This window comes from Streptomyces sp. NPDC056231, assembly GCF_048270745.1.
Classification (GTDB): Bacteria; Actinomycetota; Actinomycetes; order Streptomycetales; family Streptomycetaceae; genus Streptomyces.
Genome location: NZ_JBLVKW010000008.1, coordinates 138,680 through 154,190, shown reverse-complemented (window position 1 = coordinate 154,190; position 15,511 = coordinate 138,680). Strand labels below are relative to the sequence as shown.

Genomic DNA, 15,511 nt, shown 5'->3' with positions numbered 1-15,511 from the left:
GCCCCGGACCGGGGGCATTCAGACAGTTCCAATACCGAGCCCGCCTTTAAAGGTCTCCCTCGAGCGTAAACGCGCCGCCGTGGCCACCATGCGCCTGCAACGATCGCGAAGGTGAGGAACCTCCTTCGGAGTGCCACAAGATCAGATAGCGTGCGCAGCCATGGGTGAGCTGATAGTGATCAGGCACGGCCAGACCGAGTGGAGTTTGTCGGGCCAGCACGCCGGCCGGACCGACGTTCGGCTGACCGACGCGGGTGAGGCAGCGGCCAGGGCGCTCGCCCCGAGGTTGGCCAACCGCCGTCTGGTGGCCGTGTTCAGCAGTCCGCTGAGCCGCGCCATGCGGACGGCAGAGCTCGCCGGCCTGACCGGAGCCAAGCCCGATCCCGACCTGTTGGAGTGGGACTACGGCGGCTACGAGGGCCTGACCGCCGAGCAGATCCGCGAGTCGCGGCCGGGCTGGGACCTGTGGCGAGACGGCGTCATTCCTGGCGACGCCGATCACCCCGGCGAGCAGCTCCAGGAGGTGGCCGCGCGCACGGACGCGGTACTGGACCGCATTCGTCCGCTGCTGACCGACGGCGATGTTGCCGTCGTTGCGCACGGTCACCTGGCCCGCGTGCTCACCGTGCGCTGGCTCGGCCTGGACGCGCCGGCGAGCCGACTGCTCGGTCACCCGCATCCAGGCACTCTCAGCTTTCTGGCCACTGAGGACGGGCAGCCGTTCATCTCGGCCTGGAACGTTCCGTAGCGTGAGGCCCGCTGCCTCACAGCTGACTTGCGAGGCGCCGGAAGCAGATGAGCGCCGCGGCGATGCCGGCGAGGGCAAGGAAGTGGTCGGCCTTGCGTTCGTAGCGGCGGTGGAGCCTGCGGCATCCGGCGAGCCAGGCCACGGACCGCTCGACAACCCAGCAGTGGCGGCCCAAGTGGGTGGAGGACTCGACGCCCCGTCAGGCCAGGCGATGCGTCAACGAGTTCGGCGAACGCGTCCCAGGTCGAGGCGTTCAGCTGGCGGACGATGTAATCCACGGTCAAAGCCCCGTTCAGTCAGTGCCCGGCTGCCACTGCCCCGAGGAGGCGGGCGAGCTCGGCCGGCTTGGTGAACATCGGCCAGTGGCCGGAGTCGATGTCGACGAACTCGACCTGCTTGGCCCTGGTGAGCTCCGGCGCCTCGCCGGCAGCGATCCATTCGCGGGCCTGCTCCGGGGTGAACTCCGGGCAGACCACCACGACCGGAACCTCATAGCGGCGCTCGTCCGACAGCCGGACCACGCCCCTGGCCACCTGCTCGGGGACGGGGATGGCATCGGCTTCGATGCGCCGCCGCAGTTCCTCGTCGAGGTCGGCGCTGTCCGCACCCTCGAACGGGCCCCAGCCGGGGAAGGGCATGGCGCCGTCGCGCGTCTCGAAGAAGTCGGCGTACGGCTGGCCGTCCTCGTTGGGGAAGCCGCCGATCAGCGCCAGCTTGGCCACCCGCTCCGGGCGCGCGTCAGCGGCCAGCCAGCCGAGGGTGCAGGCGGCCGAGTGCGCCACGAGCAGGGGCTTTTCCACCGTTGCATCGACGGCGGCGAGGACCGTCGCCAGCTGCTCGTCGAGCGTGGCGGACGAGCGTCCGTCGCCCTGGCCCGGAAGGGTCACCGGCCGCGGGCGGTGTCCGAGCGTCTCAAGGGTCGGTGTCACCGCGTCCCATGCGGTGCCGTCCAGCCACAGACCACCGATGAGCAGGATTTCCACAGTGAGATCAACTTTCCGTCGAGGTTGGAGTAAAGACAGCAGCCGAAAGCGTCGAGTGGACGCGGCCTGCCCGACCGGGCTTTGCCATGCTAGGAGGGGTTCAGGACGATCTGCTTCCTGATTGTCAGGAAGCCGCCTACGCTGTCCGAGGTGGAGACCGGAACGAGCCCCACCGCCCGCGCGCTGCGCACCCTTGAGATCCTGCGGACCCGCCCCGGCACGACGGCCGAGCAGCTCGCGGAGCGACTCGGGGTGACCGATCGCGCCGCACGTCGCTACGTCGCGATCCTCCGGGAGGCCGGCATCCCCGTGGATTCCGTGCGCGGCCCGCACGGCGGCTACCAGTTGCGGCGCGGGACCAGGCTGCCGCCGGTGAGCTTCACCCAGAGCGAAGCGCTCAGCCTGGTCATGGCGGTGCTCGACGGCAGGCCCGCCGCCACCGACCCCGGGGACCTCGTCGGCTCCGCCCTCGGCAAGGTCATCCACGCGCTGCCCGAGGGGATCGGGCGTCAGGCGGCCGCGCTGCGCGAGCATGCCGCTGCCGCGCCCGATCCGAGTGCGGCCTACGCCGATCCCGCCGTCACGAGCGCCCTGGTGGACGCGATCGCGTCCAGGCGGCGTGTGGTGATCACCTACCGGAGCGAGGCCGGCAACCAGTGGCAGGCGGAGGTGGACCCGTGGGCGGTCGTCGTACGCCGGGCGCGCTGGTACCTGCTCTGCCATTCCCATCGCGTGGACGCCGTGCGCACCTACCGGGTCGATCGGGTACTGGTGGCCGAGGAGAGTGCGGTCGGGTTCCGGATGCCGGAGGACCTCGACCCGGTCACGGTGCTGGAGGAGAACCTCGGCACCGGATGGGCCTATCTCACGCGGGTGCTCTTCGACGCACCGGTGGAGCGGGTCGTCCCGTGGGTCGGGCCGTCGATGGGACGGCTCGAACCCGTCGGGGCGGCCGGAGAGCACTGCGTGCTCGTCGGCAGTACCCGCAACCCGGCGATGTACGCGCAGGAGTGGCTGGCGGCGGTCCCTTACGCCTTCCATGTCGTGGGCGGGACGGAGCTTCGGGATGCGGTCGCCAACCTGGCGTCCCGCCTTGGCGCGGCCGTGTCCGAACCGGCATCGGGGGCGGGACAGGGTTGGCGCCAAGGAGTCGGTGGCGAGTGAACTCCCTGGTGGCTCTGGCGGAGGTCTACCTTCACCGCATGCCTGCACGACGTCCGGTTCGGCACGCGTGATCTTCATTTGTCGACACAACTCAGGATGATCAACGGTGGCCGCAGCCGTCTCCGCATCGGCCCTGGCCAGCAAGATCATGATCTACGGCTGGAGTACTGAGGACCCGAGTTGGTCCCACCGGAGGGACAGTGGGACGCCATCTGTGCTCCGAGTTCAAGGAGCACAGATGGCGCGGATGACCAAGGTGGAGATGTTCGCCGCGATCCGGCGGGACGCGCGGCTTGAGGGCACGGGTGTCCGGGCGCCCGCCGGACGGTCCGGGAGCCGCTGCAGCGCCCTGCCAGGTCGGGGACGGTTCTTCGTCTTGGTCCATGGGAGCAGAGCGAAGACGCGTTCGCGGCCCCTCAGTCGATACAGAACTCGTTGCCCTCGATGTCCTGCATCGGGATGCACGAATCATTGCCGTCATACAGCGTACGCACGTGTACCGCGCCGAGCGGGACAAGTCGCGCGCATTCGGCCTCAAGTGCGGCGAGGCGCTCTTCACCTACGAGTCCGGTGCCGACCCGCACGTCGAGATGCAGCCGGTTCTTGGCGGCCTTCCCTTCGGGGACGCGCTGGAAGTACAGTCGCGGGCCCACACCTGAGGGATCACTGCAGGCGAACCATGAATCCCGCTGCTCAGGTGGCTGCGAGCGCTTGAAATCGTCCCAAGTGGCAAACCCCTCCGGTGGCGGCGGTACGACGTACCCCAACACCTCGCACCAGAAACGAGCGAGGCGCTCAGGTTCTGCGCAGTCGAAGGTGACCTGGAACTGCTTGATCGATGCCATCAGCCCTCCACGTGCTGTTCACCGAAACCCCGGACGTCATCGCCGTGTGGCGAGCAGACGCACCACCAGGGATGCATCGATGTCCACCCCGTTGTCGTGAAACTTGGTGATCTCGGTCAAGGCTGGCGAGCCTGCCACATGATCACTCTCGGCTCAACCAATTTTCCACCTGCTCCGGGGTCGTGACTGACGTGCCTGAGGGCAGCCCTGCCATCCGACGCGGACAGTTAGTTGACAGTCATAGACAAACCTCGACCCCGAAGCAGAGATCGATGCCTTCAACCGCATCCGTCAACTCGCCGGGCCACACCGGACGGTGGTCCTGGTCACCCACCGCATGTCCGGTGTCCGCCACGCCGACACCATCTGCGTCCTCACCCAGGGACGCCTGAGCGAGCACGGCACCCACGATGAACTGATCGCCGCAGACGGACGGTACGCAGCCATGTTCCACACCCAGGCCGCCCAGTACACGCCGAATTCCCGCGCCCAGGTGCCGAACCCCAGCACCCCGCCCGTCCCGGGACCACTCCTGACCCGGCAGACCGACCGCCTGACGCCCTCCCCCGGTACTCGGCAGAACTGCGCCGGTGCCTCGTGCTGCCGCGCGCCGCAGCAAGAGGCACTCGGGCGACCAGGACAGGCGGCGCTCCCGGGACGCGGGCGATCGCGCCGTCGTCGGTGCCGGCCGGACCTGCGGTGGTCGGGCGGCGGGCGTGTTGTGGGGCCCCAGCCAGCGGCGAGGGCCGGGAGCCGGGTATCACCGCATGGACGCGGCGGGCGGGCGTTCGCGTACCGCGCCGTAGGCGATGAAGTACGCCGGCACACGCTTGAGCCACCGCGAGGTGGTGAGCAGTTCGGTCATCCGCTGCGACCGCTCGGGGTTCCCGAAGGGCGGTCGGCCCGCCAGTACGGGTGCGATGACCCGCGCATGGGCGAATCGCTGCAACGCCTGCGTCGCGGCTGTGGTCGGCCACCGGCGGCGCTGTACGGCGCGTACGTCCCCCAGGCCGACCGCACCCCTGCGCAACGGCTCGACGAGATACCGGGCGGTGGCGACGGCGTCTTCGACAGCAAGATTGATGCCGATGCCGAAGACCGGCGACATCGCGTGCGCCGCGTCACCGATGCACAGCAGTCCCGGGCGGTGCCAGCGTCGGAGGCGGTCGAGCCGTACGTCGAGCATCTTCACCTCGTCCCACGACCGCAGCGCGTGCACCCGGTCCGCGAGCCAGGGGACGGCGGCCGAGAAGTCGGCCATGAACCGCTCGAGACCGGCGGCACGGCGCTCGGCATCGGTCCCCTTGGGGATCAGCGCCGCGCACTGCCAGTAGTCCCCGCGGTCGATCATGGCGGTGAGGAACCGGTCGCCGACGCCTCCCACGAGCCCGTGCGGATCGCCTTCCCGCCGTGGCAGCCGGAACCACCACGCGTCCATGGGGCAGGCGAATCTCCGCAGGGCCAGTTCGGGCCGAGAGCGGGCCAGCGAGCTCCGGCCGTCGCAGGCCACCGTGAGGGTGGCCCGCAGTTCACCGGTGCGGCCGTCGGACGTGCGGTACCGCACCCCCATGACCCGTCCGCGCTCCACCAGGAAGGAAGTCGCCTCGGTGCTCATCCGCACGGAGAACGACGGCTCCCGACCGGCCTCGTCCGCGAGGAGGTCGAGCAGGTCCCACTGCGGCACCATCGCCACGTAGTTGTACGGGCCCCGCAGCGCGCCGATGTCTCCGACGGTGACCAGCGAACGGTCAGGGCCGAGCGGCAACTGCACCGTCGTCACCCGACGCTGCGGCAGACGGGCAAACCGCTCCGCCAGGCCGAGGTCGTCCAGCAGCGCCAGGGTGGACGGATGCACCGTGTCGCCGCGGAAGTCGCGCAGGAAGTCGCCGTGCTTCTCCAAAACCGTGACCGCCACTCCGGCCCGGGCCAGCAGCAGACCGAGGACCATCCCGGCGGGGCCGCCGCCCACGACACAGCACGTGGTCCGTTCCATCGCAGCCCCTGCCCTCGGTGAAATCCCGGCATCCGTCACGATGGGACATATACCATCAAAACCTGTAAATCACCCGCGAAGATTCGCGGATCCTTCTGGGAGGCATGATGAGCCAGCAGCCGGTCCTTCTGCCCTACGCCGACCCGGCCTTCGTGGCAGACCCCTTCCCGCTCTACCGACGGCTGCGCGAGGACGGCCCGGTACGGCGCGTCGTCATCGCCGGTGGCCTGGAAGCCTGGCTCGTCACGCGCTACGAAGACGGCCTCGTGGCCCTGTCCGACCCGCGGCTGAGCAGTGACATCCGTGACGCGTCGGATCCACAGCTCATTCAGCGGCTGCCCGCGACGGAACGCGAGTCCATGCTGCGCAACATGCTCCGCGCCGACCCGCCCGACCACACCCGCCTGCGCCGTCTGGTCTCCAAAGCGTTCACAGCGCGCAGAGTGGCCGAGCTGCAACCCCGCGTCCAGGTCATCGCCGACCGACTGCTCGACGCGATCCTGCCGGTCGGCCACGCCGACCTGGTCAAGGACTTCGCGCTGCCGCTTCCGGTCACGGTGATCAGCGAATTGCTCGGGGTACCCGTGGCAGACCGGCACGACTTCCAACAGTTGACCGACGAGATGATCCTCCAGGGGATGGCCCCGCCGGATCCGGCCCAGGTGGATGCGGTGTGGCAGCAGATGCGCTCGTACCTGACCAAACTCCTGGAGGCCAAACGCGCCCAGCCCGGGGACGACCTGCTCAGTGCCCTGATCACCACCGGGGACGAGGAGCACCGGCTGGACGAGGACGAACTGATCGCCATGGCCTTCCTGCTGTTGGCGGCCGGATACATCACCACGGTCAACCTGATCGGCAGCGGCATCGCGGCGCTGCTCGCCCACCCCGACCAGCTTCAGATGCTGCGCGAAGATCCGGCGCTTCTGCCGGGCGCGATCGAGGAGTTCCTCCGCTACGACGGACCGGTCAGCCCCGGGATCGCCCGGTTCGCACGCGAGGACGTCACCATCGCGGGCGTGGCCGTCCCACGCGGCGCAACCGTGCTGGTCGCCTCCGCCATCGCCGACCGCGACCCGGCACGGTTCTCCGACCCCGATCACCTGGACATCACCCGACAGGACAACACTCACCTCGCGTTCGGGCACGGCATCCACTACTGCCTGGGAGCGCCACTGGCCCGGCTCGAGGGACAGATCGCCATCGGCACCGTCCTGCGTCGCCTCCACCACCTCACCCTGGCCGTGCCGCCCGGCGAGCTGCAGTGGCGGCCCGGCGGGCTGCGCGGTCCCGAGCGGCTGCCCGTCACCTTCACGTCGGCCGACCCGAACTGAGCAAGCGAACGCCGGCCCGGCGCGCGCAACTGGCGGAACGCCTCCGGCTGCGACCGCACCCGGCAGGTACTCCGCCGATGACGTCAGCACAGGCAGAAAGCCCGCCGCTGGGTCACCCTGGACCAGGCCGACCAGGCCCGCAACCGCAAGAAGTGCGGCTCGCGGGGTGGCCTGCCGCCGAAGTTCGACCCGCAGGACTACAAGGCTCGGCACACGGTCGAGTGCGGCATCAATCGTCTCAAAAGACACCGCGCCGCTGTCTCTTGACGGCGCAGGCGCTCACTTCTGGCCGAGCTTGATGCGTTCGGTCAGGTCACCGACCTCGCTGCCGAGTTTCTGCACAGGGGCGGCGAGGGAGGCCAGCGCGGACTCCATATCAACTGCTGCGGCCGTGTATTTGTCCATGCTGGCTGCGTGCTCCAGCCGTGCCCACACGGCTGCTTCGGCCACCAGAGCGTCGCGCTGAGGGCTGGCGATCGGGTGCTGGGATGCCTTGGTGAGCAATTCGCGTGCCTGTCGGCCCGGGGCGCTGTCAGTCATGGCCGGAATCCTTCCAGCAGGCCTGAGTCAAAAGGCGGATTTCAGACGGTGGAATACGGCGAAGAAGTACGACCTGCCCGCGATCCACTCGCCGACCGCCAGCAGCGAGGTCGCCCCGGCGGCACCGCACACGCGGTCAGCGCGAGGACGGCAGCTGGAGGTCGCCGGCGAGGCGGCGACGGTTCTCTCCCTCGTCCAAGGATTGCCCCCTAATCCCTGGCGGATCGGCGCGCGGTGTCAGATGTGGTGCATCGCAAGGCGGAGGGGCGTCCTCATACTGAGTGTATTCGGGCGTTCCGACAACGCAGCGAGGTGCCGCAGCTGTCGTCGTGCGCCCGCCAGGGAGTACGGGACAGCCCTTTGGGCGTGTATCGAATGTGCTGGTCGCCGACGTGACGCTGTCGGCGAGCGATCCAAAATCACGTGCAACCTGCGCCCAGTCATGCTGGGATCATTCGTTATGAATATCCATTTTCTCAATGACGCCGACTTGACGGACAGGATGGAACAGAATCTGGCGGAACATGCCTGTCACCTGCATCGGAGCATGAGCGGAGCGGCCGTTGCAGAGACTGATGACCTCCTGGTCGCCGACAGCAGCCTGGACGACGACACTTTCAACATCGTTGCCGGGGCCCGCTTCACCGTCACTACCGCTACGGCACGTATCAACGAGACCGCCCGGACACTGGCTCGCACCGGCCGCCGCTTCTCCTGGTGGGTGGGACCCGCCTCGAGGCCAGCGGACCTCACCGCACGCCTGACGGCGGCTGGTCTACCAGCATCCGAACGCGAAACGGCGATGTGGGCCGAGCTGGACGAGACCCTGCCGCTGCCCGCCGCCCCGGGACTGGACATCCAGACGGTGGCCACGCCCGAACAGCTCGTCGACTACGCCGCGGTTCTCGCCGCGAACTGGACCCCGCCCGCTGACACCGTCCGCCGCTTCTTCGCTCAAGCCGCCCCGCAGGCCCTGGCCGCCCACTGTCCAGCCCGTTACCTGGTCGGCTACGTGGACGGCCGTCCGGTCTGCTCGGCGGAAGTGTTTCATCACGCGGGGGTTGCCGGGATCTACAACATCTGCACCCTGGCCGCCCACCGCCGACGCGGCTACGGCGGTGCCATCACACTCGCCGCACTCCACACGGCCCGCGACCAAAACCACCACATCGCGGTCCTGCAGGCGTCCACCGACGGCGAGCCCGTCTACCGCCGCCTGGGATTCCGCTCCTGCGGCCAGTTCACCGAACACACCATCACCCCCTGAACACCCCGAACTTCACCAGCCATCTGCCCACTTTCACAACGATCCTGGTCACAGCCACTCGTTGCTGGCCGCGACGAGAACGGTCGCCTCGTAGCGGACCGCGAGCTTGTCATACCTCGTGGCAACCGCCCGGTGCCTCTTGGGACGATTGATGCCGCACTCGACCGCGTGGCGCTCGCGATAGGTCCTGATGGGCCCGGCAGACGGTGGCCCACTGTGCATCCGTCAGATCGCCGTGTGCCACGAGACATCGCCGGTCACGGCACTGGGGCGTGTTTCGAAAGTCCCGCCTGCCGGGCGGCCGGACGACGCTACTTTCGACACACGCGCTAGCACATCAGCCCCGGCAGGCCACTTCTCTGCAGCCGCCATCCGCCTCGAGAACCGTTGCATTCAAGGGCGATCGAGGATCAAGCACCCTCCCAAGTCAACCGAACGATGGACACGACCCGAAGCGGTGCACGGCTTAGTCTCAGCGCTGACCGCCTGAAGTGAACCAGGAGTGAGGCGCGGATGAGGATTGGGCAGCCCAGAGGGGCGGCGTGCGCCATGCCGCCGACGCTGCGGCATGCGCTGAACGGCTTGTTCGTTTCCTCGCTCGTCGCCGCCCTCCTGATCGTGATCGGTCCGGGCACGGCTGTGTCGAGCCAGGACACGTCCATCATGGCTGCCCTGTCCGTGCTCCTCGCCGCCACGTACGCGGTGGGATTCGCCGGCCCTGCCAGGCCTGCCGACTCCCGACGTCGCGAGGAGCCCACCGAGTCCGTCGACATGACCGGAGGGAACCCGGGCCGTGTGCTGCGCTGGCTTGGCGCGCTGACCGCGGTGTGGACCTGCCTCATGGCGTTCAATGCGGGGTTCGGCTGGCTGGGGTTCCCGCTGTTCGCACTGTATGTCCTGCACCTGCCGCTGCGGCTGTCGGTCGTGGCCGTCGCTCTGGGGACCGCCATCGTGGTCGCCGCCAAGGGAGCGGAAGCCGGCACGCTGGGGATCCCCCAGGTGGCGGGACCGCTGCTGGGCGCGCTGGTCTCGACGCTGACGCTGCTCGGGTACCAGTCGCTTTACCGGGAGAGCCAGGCCCGCAAGGCGCTCATCGCTGAGCTGGTCGTCACCCGGGACGCGCTGGCGGAGTCGCAGCGGGAGGCCGGCCGGCTCGCCGAACGCCAGCGGCTGGCCCGGGAGATACACGACACGGTCGCGCAGGGCCTCTCGAGCGTGATCATGCTGTTGCGCGCCACCGACGCCGCGCTGCCGCCGAACGCATCCCTGGCGCAGGAGCGGACCGCGGCGGCCACCGAGGTCGCCACGGAGAACCTCGCCGAGTGCCGGCGCTTCCTGTACGAACTGAGCCCGCCGCCCCTGGTCGAGACGCCTCTGCCCGAGGCGTTGCGCCGATTGGTCGACCGGAGTGCCGAGGACGGTCTCAGCACTGCTTTCCATCTGCACGGGGAACCGTACCCGCTGGGCGCCGAGTGCGATGTGGCGCTGCTGCGGCTGACCCAGGAGGCGCTGGCCAATGTGCGCGCACACGCGCACGCCGAGAGGTGCGTGGTGAGCCTGTGCTATCTGGACGACCGGGTGACGCTTGATGTCTTCGACGACGGCAAGGGCTTCGATCCGGAGCTGCCCCGACAGGACTCCTGTGGCGGCTTCGGGCTCTTCGGGATGCGCCAGCGGATAGAGGAGCTGGACGGCGCACTCACCGTCGAGTCCGCGATCGGCGAGGGAACTGCGGTCGCCGCCAGTCTGCCGATTCCGAATGAGGTGACGTCATGACCGCGCCACAGACCGCCTCCGTCGCGCAGGTGCGCGTGCTGATCGTCGACGACCACCCTGTCGTGCGCCGTGGCCTGCGTGCGCTGCTCGATGACGTGCCCGAGGTCGTGGTGGCCGGTGAGGCGGGGGACGGCGCCGAGGCGCTGCGCATGGTCGCGGGGTCGACGGAGGTCGACGTGGTCCTCATGGACCTGCGCATGGGCGGCGGTACCGACGAGATGTCAGACGTCGCCACCGATGCGACCGGCAGCGGGCGAGGCGGCGGCGAGCGCATGGACGGTGTCGAGGCCACCCGCCGGATCAGGGCCCTGCCGGCCCCGCCCCGGGTACTGGTCCTCACCACCTACAGAACCGACGCCGAGATCCTTGCCGCCGTCGAGGCGGGTGCGACTGGCTACCTCCTCAAGGACGCGCCGGTCGAGGACCTGATCTCCGCAGTGCACGCCGTCGCGGCCGGCGAGACCGTGCTGGCTCCGCCCGTCGCCACTCGGCTGCTCGGCCGCATGCGTGCACCGCAGTCCACACTGACCCCACGCGAGACAGAGATTCTCGTCCTGCTCGCGAAGGGACTGTCGAACCGTCAGGTGTCACGCGCGCTGTTCATCAGCGAAGCAACAGTGAAGACCCACCTGGTCCGTGTCTTCGCCAAGCTCGGGGTGGACAGCCGCACCGGCGCCGTGACGGCGGCACTGGGCCGTGGCCTGATTCCCGAACCGCTGCCCGGCCCCGCGCTGCCGCCCGTACGACCGAATCCCGCGGACCCGCCCAACGCGTCCGACCGACCCGTGTTTCCGGATCCCACAGCCCATCGAGGACCCCGTGCCTGACATACCGACGGCACGCGGATGCCGCATCAATGCGGCGCGTGGTCCGCCGTCCTGGTACTGCTGCACCGCTCACACCTGAAAGTGCAGCACAACGACACACCACAACCAACGCAGTGATCCGACGCGGCGCCGAATTCCCGCGACCGTGTGGCTTTCGCGCGCCTTCATTCCCCCTCAGAGAAGGTCAACGCCTTAATGAGACAGTCACAACCGGCTGGATCGACCAGATCCTCAGTCAGCCCGACCGCCCCCATAGCCTACCGGCTGACACGCCGTCCAGTGCGCACGGCCCTGGGGATGCTCACCGCGGCCTGTGTGGCCGGCACGCTCGTCGCTCTGCCGGCCGCCGCTGCTGCAAAACCAGCCGCGTCGGTCGCTCAGGCTGCCCAGCCACGGCAGGACGGCCCGGTTGTCGCCACGCACAAGCTCACCCTCGTCACGGGTGAGGTGGTGACGCTGGAGCGCCACGCCAACGGCGTCCAGGCTGCGACGGTCGCGCCCACGCCTGACGGCACCCCGGCGGCGTTCTCCACCTTGCGGCTGCGCGATGAGCTCTATGTCATCCCCGACAAGGCTCAGCCCTACCTCGCCGCGAACGAGCTCGATCGCGAGCTGTTCAACGTCACCAAGCTGGTCGAGTACGGCTACGACGACGCGCACCGCCCCGCCGTGCCGCTGATCGCCACCTATACCGGCGCGCCGGGCAAGGCTGGGAAGGCGCTGAAGCAGGCCGCGCCGGCCGGTTCGGTCAAGGCCGGCGAGCTGCCCAGCGCCAACTCGGTGGCGCTGCACGCGAGCAAGAAGAAGACGGCGACCTTCTGGGAGGCGGTCGACGACGACAGCGCCGCCTCGACGAAGGCACCGAAGCTTGCCGACGGCATCAAGAAGCTCTGGCTCGACCGGCCGGTCAAGGCGACGCTGGACCGGAGTGTGCCGCAGATCGGCGCGCCGAGTGCGTGGAAGGCCGGCTACGACGGCACCGGCACCAAGGTGGCCGTCCTCGACACCGGCGTCGACCCGAACCACCCCGACCTGGTAGGCCGGGTGAAGACGATGAAGAACTTCACCGACGACCCCGACGCGGTCGACCACCACGGTCACGGCACACATGTCGCCTCGACCGTCGCCGGCTCGGGTGCCGCATCGGGCGGCAAGTACAAGGGTGTGGCACCGGGCGCCGACCTGTACATCGGCAAGGTCCTCAACAAGGCCGGTGTCGGCCTCGAGTCGGGGGTCATCGCCAGCATGGAATGGGCGGTCGCCGAGGGCGCGGACGTTGTCAACATGAGCCTGGGTTCGGACGCGCCCAGCGACGGCACCGACCCGTTGAGCCAGGCAGTCAACCAGCTCACCGAGTCCTCCGGTACGCTGTTCGTCATCGCGGCCGGCAACGAAGGCTCGGACAAGTCGACCGTAGGTTCGCCGGGTGCCGCCGACGCCGCGCTGACGGTCGGCGCGGTGTCCAAGTCGGAGCTGCTCGCGGGCTTCTCCAGCCGCGGCCCGCGCAAGGGCGACTTCGCGGTCAAGCCGGAGATCACCGCACCGGGCGTGGGAATCGTCGCCGCGCGCGCCGCCGGCACCTCGATGGGGCTCCCGGCCGACGCCAACTACACCTCGGCCAGCGGCACCTCGATGGCCACCCCGCACATGGCCGGCGCCGCGGCGATCCTCGCTCAGCGCCATCCGGACTGGACCGCCGACCGGCTCAAGCAGGTGCTGGTCAGCACCGCCAAGCAGGGCGCGTACACCGCCTACCAGCAGGGCGGCGGCCGGGTCGACGTGCCCAAGGCGATCGACGCCACCGTCTACTCCAGCCCCGCCGTCGTCAGCATGGGCAAGTCGACGGCCGAGAGCGCGCCGGGCACCAAGACGGTCAGCTACGTCAACACCTCCGCAACGGACACCACGCTGTCGCTCCGCCTGGCCGCCTCCGGGGAGACCGGGCCCGCACCGGACGGCACGTTCACGCTCAGCGCGACCAGCGTGACGGTCCCGGCGAACTCCACCGCGAGCGTGACGGTGACCTACCACCCCGAACTCTGCGCCCTGGGCGACTACACCGGTGTCATCACCGCCACCGCGCCCGACGGCACCGCGATCCACACCACCGTCGGCGCGACGAAGGGGGTACCCACCGTCGACCTCACCGTCAACGCGATCGACCGGAACGGAAACCCGGCGCAGAACGCCGACGTGACCGTGTTCGACCTGGACCAGGACGAGGTCATCCAGCCCTACCTCCGGGACGGCACGACGACCGTCGCAGTGCCGCTGGGACGCTACTCGGTCATGGGTGTCGTCTACACGCGGGACAAGGCCGGAGTCGAGATCCTGAACGGTACCCTCGCCGGCGATCCCATGGTGGAGCTGAAGGCGGACAAGACGATCACGCTCGATGCCCGGCTGGGCAAGGAGGTGAAGGTCGCGACGCCCAAGGAGTCCGAGCCGAACGGCTACAAGCTCGGGTACCGCCAGCAGCTCCCCGGCAATTACGGGATCGACTTCATGAAGTTCATGTTCAGCCCGATCTGGGACCATGCCTACGTGGTGCCCACCGAGCCGGTGAAGCTCGGCACATTCGAGTTCCACTTCCAGCAGCGCAGGTACGCCCCGGCGATCCGGGCGTCCATTGCCGGGCAGGGCGGCACGCTCCCGCTTGAGCTGGTGTTCAATGCGGCCCGGTTGGACGGCCCCGGCACGCTCCGGGCGGTCGACGCCGGCAAGGGACGGCCCGAGGACCTGGCCGGCAAGGACGTCAGTGGCAAGCTCGCGGTCGTCACCAACGATGCCACCCGGACGACTGCCGACCAGATCGCCGCCATGGCCGAGGCCGGCGCGAAGGCAGTGATCATCGTCGGCGACCAGCCGGGTACCTTCAACGCCAGTGTGCCGTTCGCCGCCCGCACGGCCATCCCGGCCTGGACCCTCAACCAGGACGAAGGCGCGGTCCTCTTCGACCGGATGGCCGGCGGTCCCACGCAGGTCAACCTGCACGGCATCGCCAGCAGCCCGTATGTGTACAACATCGCACTGATGGTTCCCGGTGGAATTCCGGCCGACCCCGTTGACGCCGTCACCGCGGAGAACTCGGCCGTGGTGAAGTCCCACTACCGCGGCACCAAGGGCGCCAGACTCGGCGAGACCGGATCGGTGGTCCGCCCGAGGGAGCGTCTCATCATCCAGGTGGTGGAGTTCGTCGACGGGCCGCTGGACCGGGAGGAGTGGTACTCCACCGGCAGCAAGTGGCCGACTCTGAAGGACATGCGCTGGTCCCGCGCGGTCTTCCCGAACGCCCCCAACATCAGTCGCCGCATGGATGACGTACTCCGCACCTACAGCCCGGGCGAGCGGCATGAGGAGACCTGGCTGGGCGCCGCGAACGGCCCGGCCGGCCCGGCGAACACCCTCGCGGTCCGCGAGGGCAACGACATGACCCTCGTCGTGCCGGAAATGGGCGACAGCGCACCGGAGCACTTCGGCTGGTTCGGCGCGGACGCCGACAAGGCGAAGGTACGGGTGTACCAGGACGGAAAGCTCCTCGCCGAGACGACGCGCGCGATGATGATGCTGTCGGCCAGCCCTGGCCCGGCGACCTACCGGATCACCATGGACACCTCGCACCCGGCGTGGTTCCCGCTGTCCACCGAGACCAGCACCGCGTGGACGTTCAAGTCCGCCCGGCCGGCGAACGGCGAGGAGGACCTGGCGCTGCTCTGGCCGAGGTACAACCTGAACCTGGATGCGCAGAACGCCACCCAGGGCGGCAACACCTACTACTTCGACCTGGCGTTCGCCCTCCAGAACGGCGCCACCCCGGACATCGACGGGGTCGAGGTGGAGGCGTCCTCCGACGACGGTGCCACCTGGCAGCCCGCGAAGGTCAAGAGCAAGAGCAACGGCAGCTACAAGGTGTCCGTGAACAACCCGGCAAAGGGCTATGTCTCCCTGCGCGTCAAGGCACAGGACACCCACGGCAGCAAGATCGAGCAGACCCTGATCAAGGCCTACGCCATTCGCTGACCTTCACGACAGCC

The 15,511-nt window shown here is 69.1% G+C and carries 10 protein-coding genes and 5 pseudogenes; 9 read left to right on the top strand and 6 right to left on the bottom strand.

Annotated elements, in window-relative coordinates; genetic code table 11:
- Nucleotides 1-160 precede the first annotated feature (160 nt).
- Nucleotides 161-748 carry a histidine phosphatase family protein gene (locus ACNPQM_RS09920; protein WP_418083719.1) on the top strand — a complete coding sequence of 196 codons (588 nt, stop codon included), beginning with the start codon at nt 161-163 and terminating at the stop codon, nt 746-748.
- 16 nt (nt 749-764) lie between these two features.
- On the opposite strand, the pseudogene ACNPQM_RS09915 reads toward ACNPQM_RS09920, so the two are convergent.
- Both ACNPQM_RS09915 and ACNPQM_RS09910 read right to left on the bottom strand, forming a co-directional pair.
- Nucleotides 765-947, bottom strand: a pseudogene (locus ACNPQM_RS09915) (IS5/IS1182 family transposase); the annotation flags it as partial.
- Between the two features lie 97 nt (nt 948-1,044).
- A complete protein-coding gene (locus ACNPQM_RS09910; protein WP_418083718.1) occupies nt 1,045-1,731 on the bottom strand; it encodes an alpha/beta fold hydrolase in 687 nt (228 codons plus the stop codon).
- A gap of 150 nt (nt 1,732-1,881) precedes the next feature.
- On the opposite strand from ACNPQM_RS09910, the gene ACNPQM_RS09905 reads away from it, so the two are divergent.
- Entirely contained in the window at nt 1,882-2,895 is a 1,014-nt protein-coding gene (locus tag ACNPQM_RS09905; protein WP_418083717.1) for a helix-turn-helix transcriptional regulator, read from the top strand.
- Nucleotides 2,896-3,311: 416 nt separating this feature from the next.
- Here the strand turns inward: ACNPQM_RS09905 and ACNPQM_RS09900 are convergent, their stop codons facing one another.
- Nucleotides 3,312-3,740: a VOC family protein gene (locus ACNPQM_RS09900; RefSeq protein WP_358860261.1), complete on the bottom strand. Its 429-nt coding sequence runs from the start codon at nt 3,738-3,740 to the stop codon at nt 3,312-3,314.
- Between the two features lie 250 nt (nt 3,741-3,990).
- On the opposite strand from ACNPQM_RS09900, the pseudogene ACNPQM_RS09895 reads away from it, so the two are divergent.
- Nucleotides 3,991-4,263: pseudogene (locus ACNPQM_RS09895) on the top strand (ABC transporter ATP-binding protein); the annotation flags it as partial.
- A 237-nt stretch (nt 4,264-4,500) separates the two neighbouring features.
- Here ACNPQM_RS09895 and ACNPQM_RS09890 read toward each other — a convergent pair.
- Nucleotides 4,501-5,733, bottom strand: a complete 1,233-nt coding sequence (locus ACNPQM_RS09890) for an FAD-dependent oxidoreductase (protein WP_358860260.1) — start codon at nt 5,731-5,733, stop codon at nt 4,501-4,503.
- A gap of 107 nt (nt 5,734-5,840) precedes the next feature.
- Here ACNPQM_RS09890 and ACNPQM_RS09885 point away from each other — a divergent pair, with 107 nt between their 5' ends.
- Complete coding sequence (locus tag ACNPQM_RS09885) at nt 5,841-7,067, top strand: cytochrome P450 family protein (protein ID WP_418083716.1); 1,227 nt, start codon at nt 5,841-5,843, stop codon at nt 7,065-7,067.
- A gap of 150 nt (nt 7,068-7,217) precedes the next feature.
- Nucleotides 7,218-7,322, top strand: a pseudogene (locus ACNPQM_RS09880) (IS5/IS1182 family transposase); the annotation flags it as partial.
- Nucleotides 7,323-7,346: 24 nt separating this feature from the next.
- On the opposite strand, the gene ACNPQM_RS09875 reads toward ACNPQM_RS09880, so the two are convergent.
- Nucleotides 7,347-7,607: a hypothetical protein gene (locus tag ACNPQM_RS09875; RefSeq protein WP_358860258.1), complete on the bottom strand. Its 261-nt coding sequence runs from the start codon at nt 7,605-7,607 to the stop codon at nt 7,347-7,349.
- Nucleotides 7,608-8,109: 502 nt separating this feature from the next.
- On the opposite strand from ACNPQM_RS09875, the gene ACNPQM_RS09870 reads away from it, so the two are divergent.
- Nucleotides 8,110-8,874 carry a GNAT family N-acetyltransferase gene (locus tag ACNPQM_RS09870; protein WP_418083748.1) on the top strand — a complete coding sequence of 255 codons (765 nt, stop codon included), beginning with the start codon at nt 8,110-8,112 and terminating at the stop codon, nt 8,872-8,874.
- A 48-nt stretch (nt 8,875-8,922) separates the two neighbouring features.
- Here the strand turns inward: ACNPQM_RS09870 and ACNPQM_RS09865 are convergent.
- Nucleotides 8,923-9,060: pseudogene (locus ACNPQM_RS09865) on the bottom strand (IS5/IS1182 family transposase); the annotation flags it as partial.
- A 327-nt stretch (nt 9,061-9,387) separates the two neighbouring features.
- On the opposite strand from ACNPQM_RS09865, the gene ACNPQM_RS09860 reads away from it, so the two are divergent.
- The 3 genes and pseudogenes from ACNPQM_RS09860 (at nt 9,388) to ACNPQM_RS09850 (ending at nt 15,497) form a co-directional block, all read left to right on the top strand.
- Nucleotides 9,388-10,650, top strand: a complete 1,263-nt coding sequence (locus tag ACNPQM_RS09860) for a sensor histidine kinase (protein WP_358860257.1) — start codon at nt 9,388-9,390, stop codon at nt 10,648-10,650.
- Nucleotides 10,647-11,357 (top strand): annotated as a pseudogene (locus tag ACNPQM_RS09855) (response regulator); the annotation flags it as partial. The gene ACNPQM_RS09860 and the pseudogene ACNPQM_RS09855, both read left to right, overlap by 4 nt.
- Before the next feature lie 399 nt (nt 11,358-11,756).
- The gene (locus ACNPQM_RS09850) at nt 11,757-15,497 is read left to right on the top strand and encodes a S8 family serine peptidase (protein WP_418083715.1); all 3,741 of its coding nucleotides are present in this window, start codon (nt 11,757-11,759) and stop codon (nt 15,495-15,497) included.
- Nucleotides 15,498-15,511: the final 14 nt, after the last annotated feature.